This window comes from Streptomyces sp. NRRL B-3229 (assembly GCF_000719505.1).
Lineage (GTDB): Bacteria > Actinomycetota > Actinomycetes > Streptomycetales > Streptomycetaceae > Streptomyces > Streptomyces griseorubiginosus.
Genome location: NZ_JOGP01000009.1, coordinates 46,504 through 61,142 on the forward strand (window position 1 = coordinate 46,504; position 14,639 = coordinate 61,142).

10 protein-coding genes, 1 tRNA gene and 1 other RNA gene are annotated in these 14,639 nt (G+C 72.9%); 2 read left to right on the forward strand and 10 right to left on the reverse strand.

Annotated elements, in window-relative coordinates:
• Positions 1 to 30: 30 nt before the first annotated feature.
• From IF54_RS0116605 to ffs, 5 genes are all read right to left on the reverse strand, one after another.
• Entirely contained in the window at positions 31 to 1,539 is a 1,509-nt protein-coding gene (locus IF54_RS0116605) for a N,N-dimethylformamidase beta subunit family domain-containing protein (protein ID WP_030319218.1), read from the reverse strand.
• Between the two features lie 231 nt (positions 1,540 to 1,770).
• Positions 1,771 to 3,624: a membrane protein gene (locus IF54_RS0116610; protein WP_030319220.1), complete on the reverse strand. Its 1,854-nt coding sequence runs from the start codon at positions 3,622 to 3,624 to the stop codon at positions 1,771 to 1,773.
• A 366-nt stretch (positions 3,625 to 3,990) separates the two neighbouring features.
• Positions 3,991 to 5,247, reverse strand: a complete 1,257-nt coding sequence (gene purD / locus IF54_RS0116615; RefSeq protein ID WP_030319223.1) for a phosphoribosylamine--glycine ligase — start codon at positions 5,245 to 5,247, stop codon at positions 3,991 to 3,993.
• A gap of 532 nt (positions 5,248 to 5,779) precedes the next feature.
• Complete coding sequence (locus IF54_RS0116620) at positions 5,780 to 8,275, reverse strand: DNA polymerase III subunit gamma and tau (RefSeq protein WP_030319226.1); 2,496 nt, start codon at positions 8,273 to 8,275, stop codon at positions 5,780 to 5,782.
• A gap of 97 nt (positions 8,276 to 8,372) precedes the next feature.
• Positions 8,373 to 8,469: signal recognition particle sRNA small type (gene ffs, locus IF54_RS40760), an RNA gene on the reverse strand.
• A 72-nt stretch (positions 8,470 to 8,541) separates the two neighbouring features.
• On the opposite strand from ffs, the gene IF54_RS0116625 reads away from it, so the two are divergent.
• A tRNA-Ser gene (locus IF54_RS0116625) sits at positions 8,542 to 8,629 on the forward strand.
• A gap of 273 nt (positions 8,630 to 8,902) precedes the next feature.
• Here the strand turns inward: IF54_RS0116625 and IF54_RS0116635 are convergent.
• Positions 8,903 to 9,682: an SDR family NAD(P)-dependent oxidoreductase gene (locus IF54_RS0116635; protein ID WP_030319229.1), complete on the reverse strand. Its 780-nt coding sequence runs from the start codon at positions 9,680 to 9,682 to the stop codon at positions 8,903 to 8,905.
• A 30-nt stretch (positions 9,683 to 9,712) separates the two neighbouring features.
• Here IF54_RS0116635 and IF54_RS0116640 point away from each other — a divergent pair, with 30 nt between their 5' ends.
• Positions 9,713 to 10,555 (forward strand): DUF72 domain-containing protein, encoded by an 843-nt coding sequence (locus IF54_RS0116640; protein WP_030319231.1) that lies wholly within the window; start codon positions 9,713 to 9,715, stop codon positions 10,553 to 10,555.
• Here IF54_RS0116640 and IF54_RS0116645 read toward each other — a convergent pair.
• The 4 genes from IF54_RS0116645 to IF54_RS0116660 all read right to left on the reverse strand — a co-directional run bounded on the left by IF54_RS0116645 (position 10,521) and on the right by IF54_RS0116660 (position 14,631).
• The gene (locus IF54_RS0116645) at positions 10,521 to 12,467 is read right to left on the reverse strand and encodes a copper resistance CopC/CopD family protein (RefSeq protein ID WP_030319233.1); all 1,947 of its coding nucleotides are present in this window, start codon (positions 12,465 to 12,467) and stop codon (positions 10,521 to 10,523) included. The two genes, IF54_RS0116640 and IF54_RS0116645, sit on opposite strands and share 35 nt — an antisense overlap.
• A gap of 295 nt (positions 12,468 to 12,762) precedes the next feature.
• The gene (locus IF54_RS0116650) at positions 12,763 to 13,530 is read right to left on the reverse strand and encodes an SDR family NAD(P)-dependent oxidoreductase (protein WP_030319235.1); all 768 of its coding nucleotides are present in this window, start codon (positions 13,528 to 13,530) and stop codon (positions 12,763 to 12,765) included.
• A complete protein-coding gene (locus IF54_RS0116655) occupies positions 13,527 to 13,994 on the reverse strand; it encodes a cupin domain-containing protein (protein WP_030319236.1) in 468 nt (155 codons plus the stop codon). Before IF54_RS0116655 ends, IF54_RS0116650 begins: the two co-directional genes overlap by 4 nt.
• On the reverse strand, positions 13,984 to 14,631 hold the full coding sequence (locus IF54_RS0116660) for a GNAT family N-acetyltransferase (protein ID WP_030319237.1): 648 nt from the start codon (positions 14,629 to 14,631) through the stop codon (positions 13,984 to 13,986). Before IF54_RS0116660 ends, IF54_RS0116655 begins: the two co-directional genes overlap by 11 nt.
• Positions 14,632 to 14,639 lie beyond the last annotated feature (8 nt).

Here is a 14,639-nt window from a genome sequence, read left to right on the forward strand (position 1 = left end):
GGTGGGCGTGAGGTGGGCGTGGGTGTGGGGTCAGTCACGCTTGCAGATGCGGTCCAGGAGGTTGGAGGTGGCGCGCTGGACGCGGGGGTCGACATGGCCCGGGCGGTCCAGCGCCGGGGACCAGGCGAAGGTGCCGGCGGCGAAGACCAGGGCGCCGGAGGGGGCGCGGTAGAGGGACGTCTCCTGGTGGCGCAGGGCGCCCTCGCTGTCGGCGTACGGCGAGTGGGCGAGCAGGATGCGGTCGTCGTGCTCGGGGAGCGGCGTGCGCGGGAAGTAGCGGTCGGCCTCGCCCGCGACCAGGCCCGCGATCTCGTCGCCCTCGTGGGCGCCGGTGGCGTCCCACAGCCAGTGGCCGGCGTTGCGGACGATCAGGGGGTGCGGCTCGGGCACCCGTCCGGCGTACTGGATGCCGACCAACTGCTGCTCGGGGCGGTCGACTTCACGCCAGAGCACCGGCCTGCCCGGGCCCTTGCGTTTGCGGCAGGTGAGCAGGCGGTCGGGGACGCCCGAGGGCGAGGGGCCCAACTCGACCTGCCAGTACATGGTGTTGGCGGACAGGAAGACGAGGGAGGTGCCGCTGTCCCGGGCCCCCTCGACCGCGCGGCGCATGGCCGTCGACCAGTACTCGTCGTGGCCGGGGAAGACCAGGCCCCGGTAGCGGGTGAGGTCGAGGTGTCCCGCGTGCAGGTCTCGGGCGTCGGCGTAGGCGAGGTCGTAGCCGTAGCGCTCGGCGAAGCGGATGAAGTCGTAGGCGTGGCCGACGTGCAGGGGCAGGCCCGCGCCCGCGTACGGCCGGTCGAAGGAGACCGTGGTCGCGGCGTCGGCCTCGCCGAGAAGCCGGCCGTTCTCGTCCCAGGCGTGGTAGAGGCTGGCGCCGGTGCGGCCGTCCTCCGGGTAGAGGTTGTACGCCTGCCACGTCACGTCGGGCAGCAGGAGCAGCAGGTCCGCCGGGTGGTTGTCGCGGACCGTGAAGGGGATGTGGGAGCGGTAGCCGTCGGCGGTGGTGAGCACCGCCACGTACGCCCCGATGCTCCAGTACGACGGGATCTGGAGGCGCCAGCTCAGCCACCAGTGGTGACAGGAGACCGTGCGGTCCGCCGTCAGTGGCGGGGGCTGGACGATGCCGGAGAGCCGGGGGCTGGTGGTGATCTTCGCCGCGCCGTCACCGCCGTAGTGGCCGATGCGGTAGATGTCGACCGCGAACTCCTGGGGCGGATCGACGGTGATGTGGAAGTCGACGGCCTCGCCGGGGGCCACCGCGCCGGTGGAGGTGAAGCCCTTGATCTGGCGCCGGACGTCGTCCGCGGAACGGGGGGCGCCGCCGGTGGGCGCGGTGCGGGGGGAGGGGACTCGGGCGCCCTTCTTGGGGGTGTGGGCCGGGTCCGTCTCGACGTACCAGGGGACCACCTGGCCGGTGTCGTCGAAGTAGGTCTCGGTGCCGCGGAGCCAGGGGACGGGGCCCTGGCCAAAGGGATCCGTCACGGCATGCGCGAGTGCTCCTGACTCCCAACGGCGGATGTGCTCCGGTCCTGGGCCCATGGTGGCTCCCCTCCCTGTGCCCCCGTTGTCCGTCTTGGCCGGTGCGGTGCCTGTGCGTGTGCCTGTGGCTCGGTCGTGCGGTGCTGGTGCTGTGCCGGTGCTTTGTGCGTCTGTCCTATGGCGTGTGCCCATGCCATGTGCGCGATCGGTCCCAGCACATCACATACCGCACGCGGACTATCACTATTCGTTGCGAATTGACCGAAAGTGGAAGCAGGGGTTCCGGCTCGGTCAGACGAGGCGGACCGGCTTCTCGGGACGTATCCCCGACTTGACCAGCCAGGCGCGCAGGGGTGCGGGGTCGCCGTCCTCGACGAGGCTGAGGACTCGGGGGATGAGGTCCGCCGCGCGTTCGCCGTTGATGAGGAGGGACGGCCCGTCGAGCCAGTCCAGGCCGGGGGTGGCGCCCGCGGTGTCGATCGCGGCGCAGCAGACCATCGCTGTGACGTGGTCGGTGAGGAGCTCCCGGGCGGTGCGGGGTGGCTGGAGGGGGAAGAGGGGCAGCGCGGTGTCGTCCCAGGGGGTGGCCTCGGGCGTGCTGCGGGGGTGAGAGGCGCCGGCTTCCTCGCGGGCGAGCTCGGCGGTGAGTGCGGCGGCGAGTGTCTCGGCTTCGCCTTCGACCGCTGTGTGCCTGCCCGCACCACCCGTGACGCTTTCGTCGTCTGGTGCGGGTTGTGACCCCTGCGGGGCGGTTTCGCCGTCGGCGGCTGCGGGGGCGTTCGAGGGGGTTGCGGCAGGCGGGGAGGCATCGAGGGCCGGGCCCGTCTGTGGGGTCGAGGGGGGTTCCGGGACCGTGTGGCGGGAGGCCGACAGGTGGGTGAGGACGCGGGCGAGAGTGGGCACGTGGGAGTCCGGCGCGGTGGTGCCCGGGGTGTGGGTCACGCCCTGGGCGTCGAGGACCCGGTGGAGACGGGCCGCGTCCAGGCGCCACTTGCGGTCCACGACCTCCTCCGGGTACTCCTGCCAGTCCACCGGGGCCCAGTCCGGACCGGTCTCCGCGGGCCCGCCGTGGAAGAGGCGGGCGGCGAGGAGGGAGGCGGCCTCGTCGATCGTGCCGGGCTCCTCCAGCAGGTCGCACGCCGGACGCTCGCCCAGGCGGGAGGCGAACCCCTCGGCCAGGCGGTCGCGCCGGGACAGCTCGGTGAGGGCGGCCACCACGCCCGCGTCCAGACGGGACGGCCAGCGCCCCATCCGCCAGGCGGGCAGCGCGACCCGGGTGAGAAGGCGGTCCCAGCCCGCGTACGCGAGACCCACCTGCTCCTGCGCGACGATCCTCAGCCCGTAGTCCACAGCCTGTGCACGCTCGGCGGCCGCCGCGGCGACCCCGCGCTCCATGAGAGCCGCATGCTCCCGGCAGCCGCGCAGCATGAGGCGGGCCACCGAGGCGACGCCCGCGCACAGCACACGGGTGAGCGGGCAGCGCCCGGGGGTGGAGCCGACGGCCACCGCGGCGTCCAGACCCCGTACGAAACGGCGGGCGGCCGCTATGTCCGGGTGCGCCGAGGGTCCCGTACCGGCGACGACCGGGGCGAGCACCGCGCGCAGCTCTCCGACGCGCATCCACCACAGGAACGGCGACCCGATGACCAGCACCGGCGCCGCCGGGACCCGGCGGTGGGAGCCGCCGGCGCCCGCGATCTCGTCGTCCCGGCCCTCCTGCGGGGGCGGGCCGTGGGCGGGGTGGGTGCGGTCCTCCAGCCAGCTGTCGCAGTCCGGGGTGAGCGCTATCGCGGAGGGGGCGGGGACGTCCAGCCGGTCGGCGAGGTCGCGCACCATGCGGTACAGGTCGGGCGCGGCCTCCTCGGCGATGGCGACGGTCGGGCTGACGGCCGGCCGGGCCCGGGCGACGACCAGGGCGATGACCCCGGCCGCGAGCAGCACGATCACACCGAGCACGCTCATGACCAGCCGGGCGGCGTCCCAGACCCCACCCACGAGATGCCCCGTGGAACCTCCGGCGAGCAGCACCACGGCGACCGCCGCGGGCAGCAGCGCCACGGCCAGCGCACGGCTGCGGATGCGCAGCACGGCGAGGGCCCGGGAGCGCGCGGCCTGCGCGCCTGCCTCCACACCGATTCCGGTCACGACCGGACCTCACCCCCTCCCTGCGATCCTGAATGCCCGGCTGTCCTGGCGTTGCTCACTCCCCCACTGTGGCAGCCGCCACTGACATCGCAATGCCGGTGGGCCAAGTGCCGGACCGCTTGCGCCGCACCCTAGTTGGGCCCCGCGCCCCCGTCAGCCGTATGGCGCCCCGGTCACTCGATGGAATGGCTTTGGGGAAAGGTGGATGACGTACAGCAAAGATCAGGCCCCGAATCCTTAGACGGATCCGGGGCCGATCGGGTTGTTCGGGGGGACGGCGCTTCGCCCCGGTTTCCGGGGCCGTACGACTTACCGGGATGCGGACGCCTTACCAGGCTTCGGACGCCTTACCAGGCTTCGGACGCCTTACCGGGGTTCGGACGCCGCTTTCGCCGCGATGTCCGTCCGGTGCTGGGAACCGTCGAGGCCGATACGGGCCACCGCCCGGTACGCGCGCTCACGGGCCTCGGTGAGGTCCTTGCCGGACGCCGTGACCGACAGGACGCGACCGCCGGCGCTGACGACGGCGTCGCCGTCCCGCTTGGTGCCGGCGTGCAGGACGTAGGCGTGCGGGGCGTCCTGGGCGGCCACCTCGTCGAGGCCGGTGATCGGGTCGCCGGTGCGCGGGGTGCCGGGGTAGTTGTGCGAGGCGACGACCACGGTGACCGCGGCGTCCTCGCTCCAGCGCAGGGGCGGCAGGTCCTCGAGGTTGCCGCTCGCGGCGGCGAGCAGGACGCCGGCCAGCGGGGTCTTGAGACGGGCCAGGACGACCTGGGTCTCGGGGTCGCCGAAGCGGGCGTTGAACTCGATCACCCTGACGCCCCGGGAGGTGATCGCGAGACCGGCGTAGAGCAGGCCCGAGAAGGGGGTGCCGCGGTGCCGCATCTCGTCGACAGTCGGCTGGAGAACGGTCTGGAGGACCTCGTCGACCAGCTTGGGATCGGCCCAGGGCAGCGGGGAGTACGCGCCCATTCCGCCGGTGTTCGGGCCCTCGTCCCCGTCGAGCGCGCGCTTGAAGTCCTGGGCGGGCTGGAGGGGCAGAACGGTGTCGCCGTCCGTGATGGCGAACAGGGAGACCTCGGGGCCGTCGAGGAACTCCTCGATGACGACCCGCTCGCAGCCGGCCGCGTGCGCCTTGGCCTCGTCTAGGTCACTGGTCACGACCACGCCCTTGCCCGCGGCGAGACCGTCGTCCTTGACGACGTACGGGGCGCCGAAGGCGTCGAGGGCCTCGGCGACCTCCTCGGCGTTCGTGCAGACGTAGGAGCGGGCGGTCGGGACACCGGCCGCGGCCATGACGTCCTTGGCGAACGCCTTGGAGCCCTCGAGCTGCGCGGCCTCCCCGGACGGGCCGAAGACCGGGATGCCCGCGTCGCGCACGGCGTCGGCGACGCCCGCGACGAGCGGGGCCTCCGGGCCTACGACGACGAGGTCGACGCCGAGTCGCTGCGCGAGCGCGGTCACGGCGGCACCGTCGAGGGCGTCGACCGGGTGCAGCTCGGCGACCTCGGCGATGCCGGCGTTGCCGGGGGCGCAGTGCAGAGCGCTGACGTCGGGGTCGAGGGACAGGGAGCGGCACAGGGCGTGTTCGCGGGCGCCGGTACCGATGACGAGGACCTTCACGGGGGTCAGCCTAACGGGGTTTTTGTGGGGGGTTCCTAAGGGGGGAGGAGTCGGGACTCGTAGGTTCACCCAAGGCAGGGGGTGCTGTCGGGGGCTGTGCTGTGCCTCGGGCGGGGGTGAACTGCCGTGAGCCGTGTCCTGGTTCTGCCGAGGTCGGCCGGGGGTAGCTGGGGTCTGGCGAGGGCGGCCGGGGACTGGGGTCTGGCGAGGGCGGCCGGGGACTGGGGTCTGGCGAGGGCGGCCGGGGACTGGGGTCTGGCGTCGGCCGGGGACTGGGGTCTGGCGTCGGCCGGGGTCTGCCAAGTCGGTCGGGGTCTGCCGAGGCGCGCGGGGGTCGGCCGGGGGTGCCAATGTCGGTTGAGGTCTGCCGAGGTGCGCTGGGGTCCGCCGAGGTGCGCTGGGGTCCGCCGAGGTGCGCTGGGGTCCGCCGAGGTTGGTCGGGGGCTGCCAAGGTCGGCCGAGGTCTGTGCGACTCCACGCCCTCCACCGAGCGGGGGCGGCTACTGGCGCTCCCCCCCCCCGGCCCCTGGACCTACTCGTTGGTGAATTCCTCGACGACCGTCGCTCCGAGTTCACGCACGATCAGTTCGTAGCCGGAGAGGGCCGACTCGTTGAGGTCGGGGTCGTCGTCCTCCGGGATGTCGTCCTCGATGGAGACAGGCGGGGGTTCCGGGGCGGCGGGACGGGGCGCGGGGGCCGGGGTGGGAGCTGGGGGCGGGGTGGGCTGGGCCGTGGGCGTGGGGGACGGCGAGGCCTGGGGGGCGGGGGCGGCGTAGCCTCCCGGGCTGCTGGGGCCCTGGCCGGCGCCGGAGTTGTAACCGCCCGTGCCGTAGCCGCCGGGGGCGCTGGGGGTGCCGCTGTTGCCCGGGGTTGCGCCTCCGCCGTAACCGCCGGGGCTGCTGAAGCCGCCGGATGCCGGGCCCGAGGCTCCGCCGCCCGACGGGTCGACCAGCGCCTCGACCTTCCACTGGACGCCGAACTGCTCGGTGAGGGCCTGGCGCAGCACCTCTTCGCTGCCGCTGCTCGCGAAGTTGTCGCGGGCGCCAGCGTTGACGAAGCCGAGCTGGAGGGTGGTGCCGTCGAAACCGGTGACCTGGGCGTTCTGGCTGAGCAGGATCCAGGTGAAGCGGCGGCGGTTCTTGACCGCTTCGAGGATGTTGGGCCAGAGCTGGCGGGGGTCGAGTCCTCCGGCCGGGGGCGCGTAGGCGCTGGAGGCGGGAGCCGCGGGGGCGGGCTGAGCCGGTGCCGCAGGGGTGGCCGAGGGGCGCTGCGCGGCGGGCGCCGGGGCCTGACCGCCGCCGGCCTGAGCGGCGGTGGGCCAGCCTCCGGGACGCCGGCCGCCACCGGCGGGGGCGGCGGCGGGCCAGGCGCCGGGGGCCGGGGGCGAGGTGGAGGCGGGCGGCTGCTGCTGGGGCTCACTCGGAGTGGGCGGGCTGGGCTGGTTGGACTGCGGGTTTTGCGGGGCTTGCGGCGATTGGGGGGCGGGGCCTTGATCCGCGGGAGAGCTCTGCGCCAGGGCGGTGGGCGCCCCCGAGGGCGAGCCGGTGGCCGTGGACGGAACGGCGGGCGGCACCGAGTCGGCCGTAGCGCCGGGGTGTCCACCGGTGGTGCCAGCTCCAGCACGGAACCCTCCGGGCCCTCCGGGGGCCCCCGAAGCCGTCCCTGCGGCTCGCACCGCCGCGCGGGCCGCAGCCGGGCCGCCGCCGGGCGGGACCGGAGCCGTCGGAGCACCGGCGGGGCCATGGGCACCGTGGCCGCCGGGAGCCACTCCCCCATGTGCCTCGGGCCCCGGCACGTACCCCATCCCCACTCCTGCTCCCACTCCCGCTCCCATGCCCATCGCGGGGGTGCCGGCGCCGGTGGAGAAGTTCACGCCGCGCTCGATGCGGTCGAGGCGGGCCATCACGGAGCGTTCGTCGCCGTAGGCGGCGGGGAGCAGCACGCGCGCACAGATGAGTTCGAGCTGGAGGCGGGGCGAGGTGGCACCGCGCATCTCGGTCAGACCCTCGTTGACGAGGTCGGCGGCGCGGCTGAGCTCGGCGGCGCCGAAGATGCCTGCCTGGGCCTGCATCCGCTCGATGACGTCGGCGGGGGCGTCGATGAGCCCCTTCTCGGCGGCGTCGGGAACGGCGGCAAGGATGACTAGGTCCCGCAGCCGCTCCAGCAGGTCGGCGACGAAACGGCGCGGGTCGTTGCCGCCCTCGATGACACGGTCGACGACCTCGAAGGCGGCGGCGCCGTCCCCGGTGGCGAAGGCTTCGACGACGGAGTCGAGGAGGGAGCCGTCGGTGTAGCCGAGGAGGGAGGTGGCCATGGCATATGTCACACCCTCCTCACGCGCACCGGCGAGGAGCTGGTCCATGACGGACATGGAGTCACGCACGGATCCCTGCCCGGCTCGCACGACGAGCGGCAGCACCCCGTCCTCGACTGGAATGTTCTCCTTGCCGCACACCTCACCGAGGTACTCGCGCAGGGTGCCGGGCGGCACGAGCCGGAAGGGGTAGTGGTGGGTCCGCGAGCGGATCGTCCCGATGACCTTCTCGGGCTCGGTGGTGGCGAAGATGAACTTGAGGTGCTCCGGGGGCTCCTCGACGACCTTGAGCAGCGCGTTGAAGCCGGCCGACGTGACCATGTGGGCCTCGTCGATGATGTAGATCTTGTAACGACTGCTCGCCGGCCCGAAGAAGGCCTTCTCCCGCAGCTCACGTGCGTCGTCCACGCCACCGTGGGACGCGGCGTCGATCTCGATGACGTCGATGGAACCCGGCCCGTTCCTGGCCAGGTCCTGACAGGACTGGCACTCGCCGCACGGGGTCGGCGTGGGGCCCTGCTCGCAGTTCAGGCAGCGGGCCAGGATGCGTGCGCTGGTCGTCTTGCCGCACCCGCGCGGACCGCTGAACAGGTACGCGTGATTGACCCGGTTGTTCCGCAGCGCCTGCTGCAACGGGTCAGTGACATGCTCCTGCCCGATGACCTCGGCGAACGACTCCGGGCGATAACGGCGGTACAGCGCGAGAGACGACACGCATACGAGGTTATAGGCGCCCACTGACAACGAGCCCCTCGCGAGCTCTCCGCCAGGACCCGCTCTGCTCGGCCCGCCCATGGGCCCGGCCTGGAAACGCAGACGCCCCCCACGCACCCGCCAGAGCCAACCTACCCTTGCTGCCTTCCGGCCCTGGGGGAGTTCAGTCAGATAGCGCCGCGTGAGGGGCTGCCCAAACAGTACCCGATGGCGGGGGGTGGGAACGAGTTCGCGAGCACTCCTCAACGTCTTGTATTGTTTGCCGCGGAGGATTCGCCTAGAGGCCTAGGGCGCACGCTTGGAAAGCGTGTTGGGGGCAACCCCTCACGAGTTCGAATCTCGTATCCTCCGCCAGTGCCTCACCGGGCACGATGTCGAAGGGCCCCGCTGTTCGCAGCGGGGCCCTTCGGCGTTTCCGTCTCAGTCTGATCTGTCGGATTCCCCGGAGTATCAACCCGGTGTGCTGTCTTTCGTGGCGAGCGGCTCCGCCCAGGACTCGGTCGCAAGGGTGTCCTGTTTCACCATGTGTCCGTCGACCACCTCGTAGGCGAGGTACACCCAGGTGCCCAGAGCCCGATCACGGCAGACGCAGTCCAGCGAGTTTCGGCGGTCGTCACCGCCCCCGCCTCAGTGCACCGACAACCCCCCGTCCACAAAGATCGACTGCCCCGTCACATACCCCGCCGCCCCGCTCGCCAGGAACACCGCCGCGCCCGCGAAGTCCTCCGGGAGGCCGTTGCGGCCTGTCATGGTGCGGGTGGCCAGGTGGGCCACCTGGTTCGGGTCGTCTGCCAGGCGGGCGTTCAGGGGAGTGAGGACGAAGCCGGGGACCAGGGTGTTGCAGGTGACTCCGTGGGGGGACCATGCCTCGGCCTGGGAGCGGGACAGGGATTCCAGGGCGCCCTTGGAGACGCCGTACGCGCCGCTCTGGACGAAGGCGCGATGGGCCTGCTGGGAGGTGATGTGGATGATGCGGCCGAAGCCTCGCTCCGCCATGCCGGGGCCGAAGCGTTGGCCCAGGAGGTAAGGGGCCTCCAGGTTGACGGCCATCGTCGTGTCCCAGACCTCGTCCGTGAGCTCGTTCATCGGTGGACGCAGGTTCACCCCCGCCGAGTTGACCAGGATGTCCGGCTCGCCGAACACGGCCGCGGCCGCCTCCGCCGCCGTACGGATCCCGTCCCTCGTGCTCAAGTCACCGCTCACCCATGCCGATCGGCAGCCCGCCGCGCCCAGTTCGTCCACCACCGCTGCCAGTTCGGGTTCTCTGCGCGCCACGATCACCACGCTCGCTCCCGCCCGCGCCAACGCTCCCGCGATCGCCCTGCCGATGCCCGAGCTTCCGCCCGTCACCAGGGCCACGCGGCCTTCCAGCGAGAACAGTTGGGAGAGATACGCCTGGGAAGTCATGGCCGCACCCTAAGTCGGTACCCGACGTCCATGACCAACATCCTTGTCGGCACGTGCTCCTGGACCGACCCCGCGCTCGTCCGCAGTGGCTGGTACCCGCCGGGGTGGCGGGACGCGGAGAAGCGGTTGCGGTTCTACGCCGGGCGGTTTCCCGTCGTCGAGGTGGACGGCACCTTCTACGCCCTGCCCAGTGAGCGCAACAGCCGGCTCTGGGTGGAGCGGACGCCCCCGGAGTTCGTGTTCGACGTGAAGGCGTACGCCGTGCTCACCGGGCACCCGGCCCGGCAGGCCGCACTCGCCGACGTCCCTCCGGGCGAGGTGTGGGCGCGGTTCGCCACCGGGATCGAGCCGTTGCGGGAGGCCGGGCGGCTCGGCGGGGTGCTGTTCCAGTTCCCGCCGTGGTTCCGGCCGGGGGCGCGGGCCGAGCGGCTCCTGGAGGAGACCGCCGAACGGACGGCCGGGTGGCCCGTCCAGGTCGAGTTCCGGCATCCGTCCTGGTGGCAGGAGGAGCAGGAGGACCTCACCTGTGCGCTGCTGACCAAGTACGGCTTCGCCGCCGTCGCCGTCGACATGCGCCAGGGACTGCCCGCCTCCCTGCCGCCGGTCACCCCCGTCACCTCCGACCGGCTGGCCGTCGTCCGCTTCCACGGGCGCAGCTCCTCCTGGGGCCGCGGTAGCAAGGAGGAGCGTTTCCGCTACGACTACTCGCGCGCCGAACTCGCCGAGTGGGTACCGCGGGTGCGCGCCCTGGCCGAACGGGTCGACCAGGTGCACGTCCTGTTCAACAACTGCTGCGCGGCAGCCGCCGTACACGCCGCCGAGACCATGGACGACCTGCTCAGCCCGCGATCCGCACCGTCTTCGTCACACTGATCTGGTCGATGTCGGACACCCGGACCGTGGCCTTCATCTGCCAGTCGCCGGCCAGCGGCAGGGTGAGGTCGTTCGTGCCCCAGTAGCCGCCCTTGTTCTTGAGCCCGGCGTCGATCGGACCGATCTGCTTGGCCGGCAGCGTGAAGGACAACCGTAGTTCGGGGACCGTGGCGAGGCCGCCGTCGACCGCGTAGACGAGGGCCTGCACGGAGTTCTGGCCGGTGCGGCCCGGGTCGAGGGTGATCTGCACCTTGCCCGAGGCGCCGGCCACGGTGAACGGGATGTTGGTCACGGATGCGGTGGGCAGTCCGCCCGTGGCCGGACCCGCCTCGGCCGCCTCGGCCTGCGCCCGGCCTGGCAGCGTGCCGCTCAGCACGGTGCTCAGCACCAGCACCACGACACCGACGGTCACTTCGGCGAGGACGGAGCGGCGCAGACCGTGCCGGTAGGCCGCGTCGGCCCGCGCGTCACGACCATCACTACCGTCACGACCATCACTACCATCACGTGCACCACGTGCATCACGGCCGGGGGCAGCCACCGCCGGCTCCGCGACCGCCGGGGCTTCGGCTTCCGCGTCCGCGGCGGCGGGCGCTTCGCCCTCAGGGTCCGCGACGGCAGATGCTCCAGCCGTACCGACGGACGCCGCCGATGCCCCACCAGCACCCACCGACGCCGACGAAACCGCCGCCACCGCTCCCACCCGCTCGCGCGCCTTCTCCTGGACGACCGGCTTCGCCTCCGTGCCCGTGGCCGTCAGTCGTCCGGTCCACCGCCGCGACAGCCGCGCCGCCGTCAGCAGCAGTGCCACCGCGATCAGTTTGAGGACCAGGAGATGGCCGTACGTCGTGCCGGTGATCTCTTTCCAGGAGCCCAGGCCGCGCCAGGACTGGTAGACGCCCGTGACGACGAGGACGGTCACGCAGCCGAAGGCCAGCCGGGAGAAGCGGGCGACCACGGCGGGCGGGAGCTGGGAGGAAGCCCGGTGCAGGAGCGAGAGCAGGGCGGCGAGGCCGCCCAGCCAGACCGCCATGGACAGCACATGCAGCACGGCGGAGGTCATCGCCACCGGCACCTGGATCCCGGCCGACGCGTGCTCCGCAGCGGCCCAGGTCAGCGCGAGGCCCACGGCGAGCACGCCCCCGGCCGCCTGCCACGGACGCGACAGTCTCGACTCGCCGAGCCGCAGCAGTCGTACGACGAAGAAGTACGCGACCAGCAGCAGTGCCACGCGCACCAGGAGGGCCTCGCCGGGGCGGGTGCTGAGCGTGCGTTCGAAGGCCTTCAGGGAGAACGCGGACGCCGGGCCCGTCCCCGCCTCGTAGGGCGCGCGCAGCACCAGCAGGAACAGGGTCGAGCCGAGCAGGGTGCCCCAGCCCGCCCACAGCAGCCTGCCCAGGCGGGCCGGCTCCGGGGGACGGCAGGCGGCGAGGAAGACCGCGGTGCCGATGAGCAGGGCCGCGGCGAGGTAGGCCAGGTAGCGGCCCATGTTGAAGAGGCTCTCGGTGGCCGGGTTCTCCGTCGGGCCGGTGTCCACGACGACGGTGGCCGGGGAGGGCTTGCCGACCGAGAAGGTGAAGGCGCCGGAGACCGGGTGGCTGTCGGCCGAGACCACCCGCCAGGCCACCGTGTAGGTGCCCTGGGCGAGCTTGGCCGGCAGGGTGACGCTCGCCGTGTCCGAGCCACCCGCCCCGTGTGCCGCTTCGCCGGTCTTCAGGCGTTCGCCCTTGGGGGTCAGGACCCGGAAGGAGTCGTCGAGCAGACCCACGGACTCGGTGAAGGTCAGGGTGAGGGAGCGGGGGGCGGACTTGAGGACGGTTCCGTCCTCGGGGTCGGTGGCGCGCAGGGCCGCGTGTGCCGACGCCGTTCCGCCGCCGAGGAGGAGCAGGACCAGCGCGGTGCCCAGCAGCACCAGCCCCTGAAGTCCTCGCCTTCGCCGGCCTGTGCTGCTGCGCGTACGCTCACACCTCACGTCACTACTCCGTACCTGGGCTCACGGTCTTCCCGATAGGTACGGACGCGGACGGCACAGTGCTCACCGGCGGCGCCGTGCGGCTCACCACAGCCCCCCGCCGTCACCACACCGTTCCCCACAACCCCCCGCCGTCACCACACCGTCCCCCACAACCCCCTGCCGTCACCACACCGTCCCCGCCGTCACCACAGGCCCCTGCCGTCACTGCGCCTGCCCCACCGGCAATCCGCCGTCACCATGCCGCCCCCGCTGACACCCCGCCGTCCACCACCAGGTCGTGCCCGGTGATCCAGGACGCGAGCGGGGAGGCCAGGAACACGCACGCGTCGGCCACGTCCTCGGGGCGTCCGAGCCGGCCCAGGGGCGCTCGTCGCGTCCAGCGCTCCACGCCCTCCGGCCAGGTCCTTGCCAGTCCTTCCCGGTCGATCAGGCCTGGCGAGACGGTGTTGACGCGGATGCCCTGCGGGCCGTACTCGAGGGCCGCGGACCGTGCGTGCATCACGACCGCGGCCTTGGAGGCGGCGTAGTGGGCGTGCTCCGGGGCGGGCCGGCTCGCCTCGATCGACGCGATGTGGGTCACCGATCCGCCCGGCCCCATGACCTCCGCTGCGGCCTGCGTGCACGCGAAGACGCCGGTGAGGTTGGTGTCCACGACCTCCCGCCACTGCGCCGCCGTCATACCGGGCAGCGGCCGCGTCGGCTGCACACCCGCGTTGTTGACCAGGGCGGTCAGGGACCCGCCCCACCCCGCGGCCGCCCACTCCGCCGCTGCCCGCACCAGCCGTCGGCACTCCGCCTCGTCCCGCAGCTCCGCCTCCAGTACGACGGCCCGGGCGCCCATGTCCTCGATCCTGGACGCCACTTCACGGGCCGCCGACACCGCCGTACGGCAATGGAGCGCGACCGCGGCGCCCTGCTCGGCCAAGCGCAGCGCGACGCCCCGTCCGATGCCGCCGCTCGCGCCCGTGACCAGGGCGACCTGGCCCTCCAGGAGTCTCATGGACGGCACAGTTCCGCGATCCTGGCCGCCTCGGCGGGATAACGCGCCGTCAGCTCGGCCGCGTCACCGTGCTCGTAGTCCTGGTAGGTGAAGCCGGGGGCCATGGTGCAGCCGAAGAAGGTCCACGCGCCGCGGGTCCTGGCGCCCATCCAGGTGCCCGCGGGCACGGTCAGCTGGGGGCGCTGGCCGGCCCGTATGTCGGGGCCCAGGACGGGGGTCGTCGCGGTGCCGTCCGGGGCGAGGAGCAGGAGGTCCAGGGGGTCGCCGAGGTAGTGGTGCCAGATCTCGTCGCTGGGCAGGCGGTGCAGGGCGGAGTAGTCGTCCGCGGTCAGGAGCGCGACGATCGCGGTGCCGTGCGGTCGTCCGTCGGCGCGCTCCGGTCCCGCCCAGGTCTGCCGGAACAGACCGCCCTCGCGGGGGATCGGTTCCAGGCCGTAGTGGGCGACGAGGTCGTCAGGCGTCACCCGGGAAGGCTACCTCCCTTGTCAGGAAGGCCAGTTGGGCGTGCTTCTCGGGCAGGTGGACGTCGGGGAGGTCGATCTCCGGGAGGACGACCACCTCGCCCGCCACGAATCCCTGCCTCACGAACCGGGCGACGGCCTTCTCGTTGCGCACGTCCGGATCGACGACGACCCGGCGCCGGTCGAGGCCGAGCAGCACGTACGAGGCCACAGCGCTCAGCAGCGCCGACGACCACCCCGAGGTGGGGGCCCCGGCGGCCGCGGGCGCGAGCAGCAGGTGGACGCCGATGTCTCCGGGACGGACCGCGTAGCAGTCGCCGACCCGGTCGGCCTCCGGCTCGTAGGTCTGGAGGAGCCCGGCCGGTTCGCCGTCCTTCTCCAGGAGGTAGGCGTGGTGGGTGTCGAGGGTGTCCAAGTGGGAGTAGATCTCGGCCACCTGGTCCTCGGTGAGGCCGTTCATGCCCCAGAACGCGGCCCGTTCCTCGCGCACCCAGGCGTGCACGGTGGGGGCGTCGGCGTGCGGGTCGAGACGCAGGACGCGGACGGTGCCGAAGCCGGGGACCGTCTGGGTGTGGACCGCTTCGCGGGCGGGGGCGGGGACCGCCGCGCGGGTCGGGGCGGGGGCCGGGGTGTCGGACATCGGTTTCC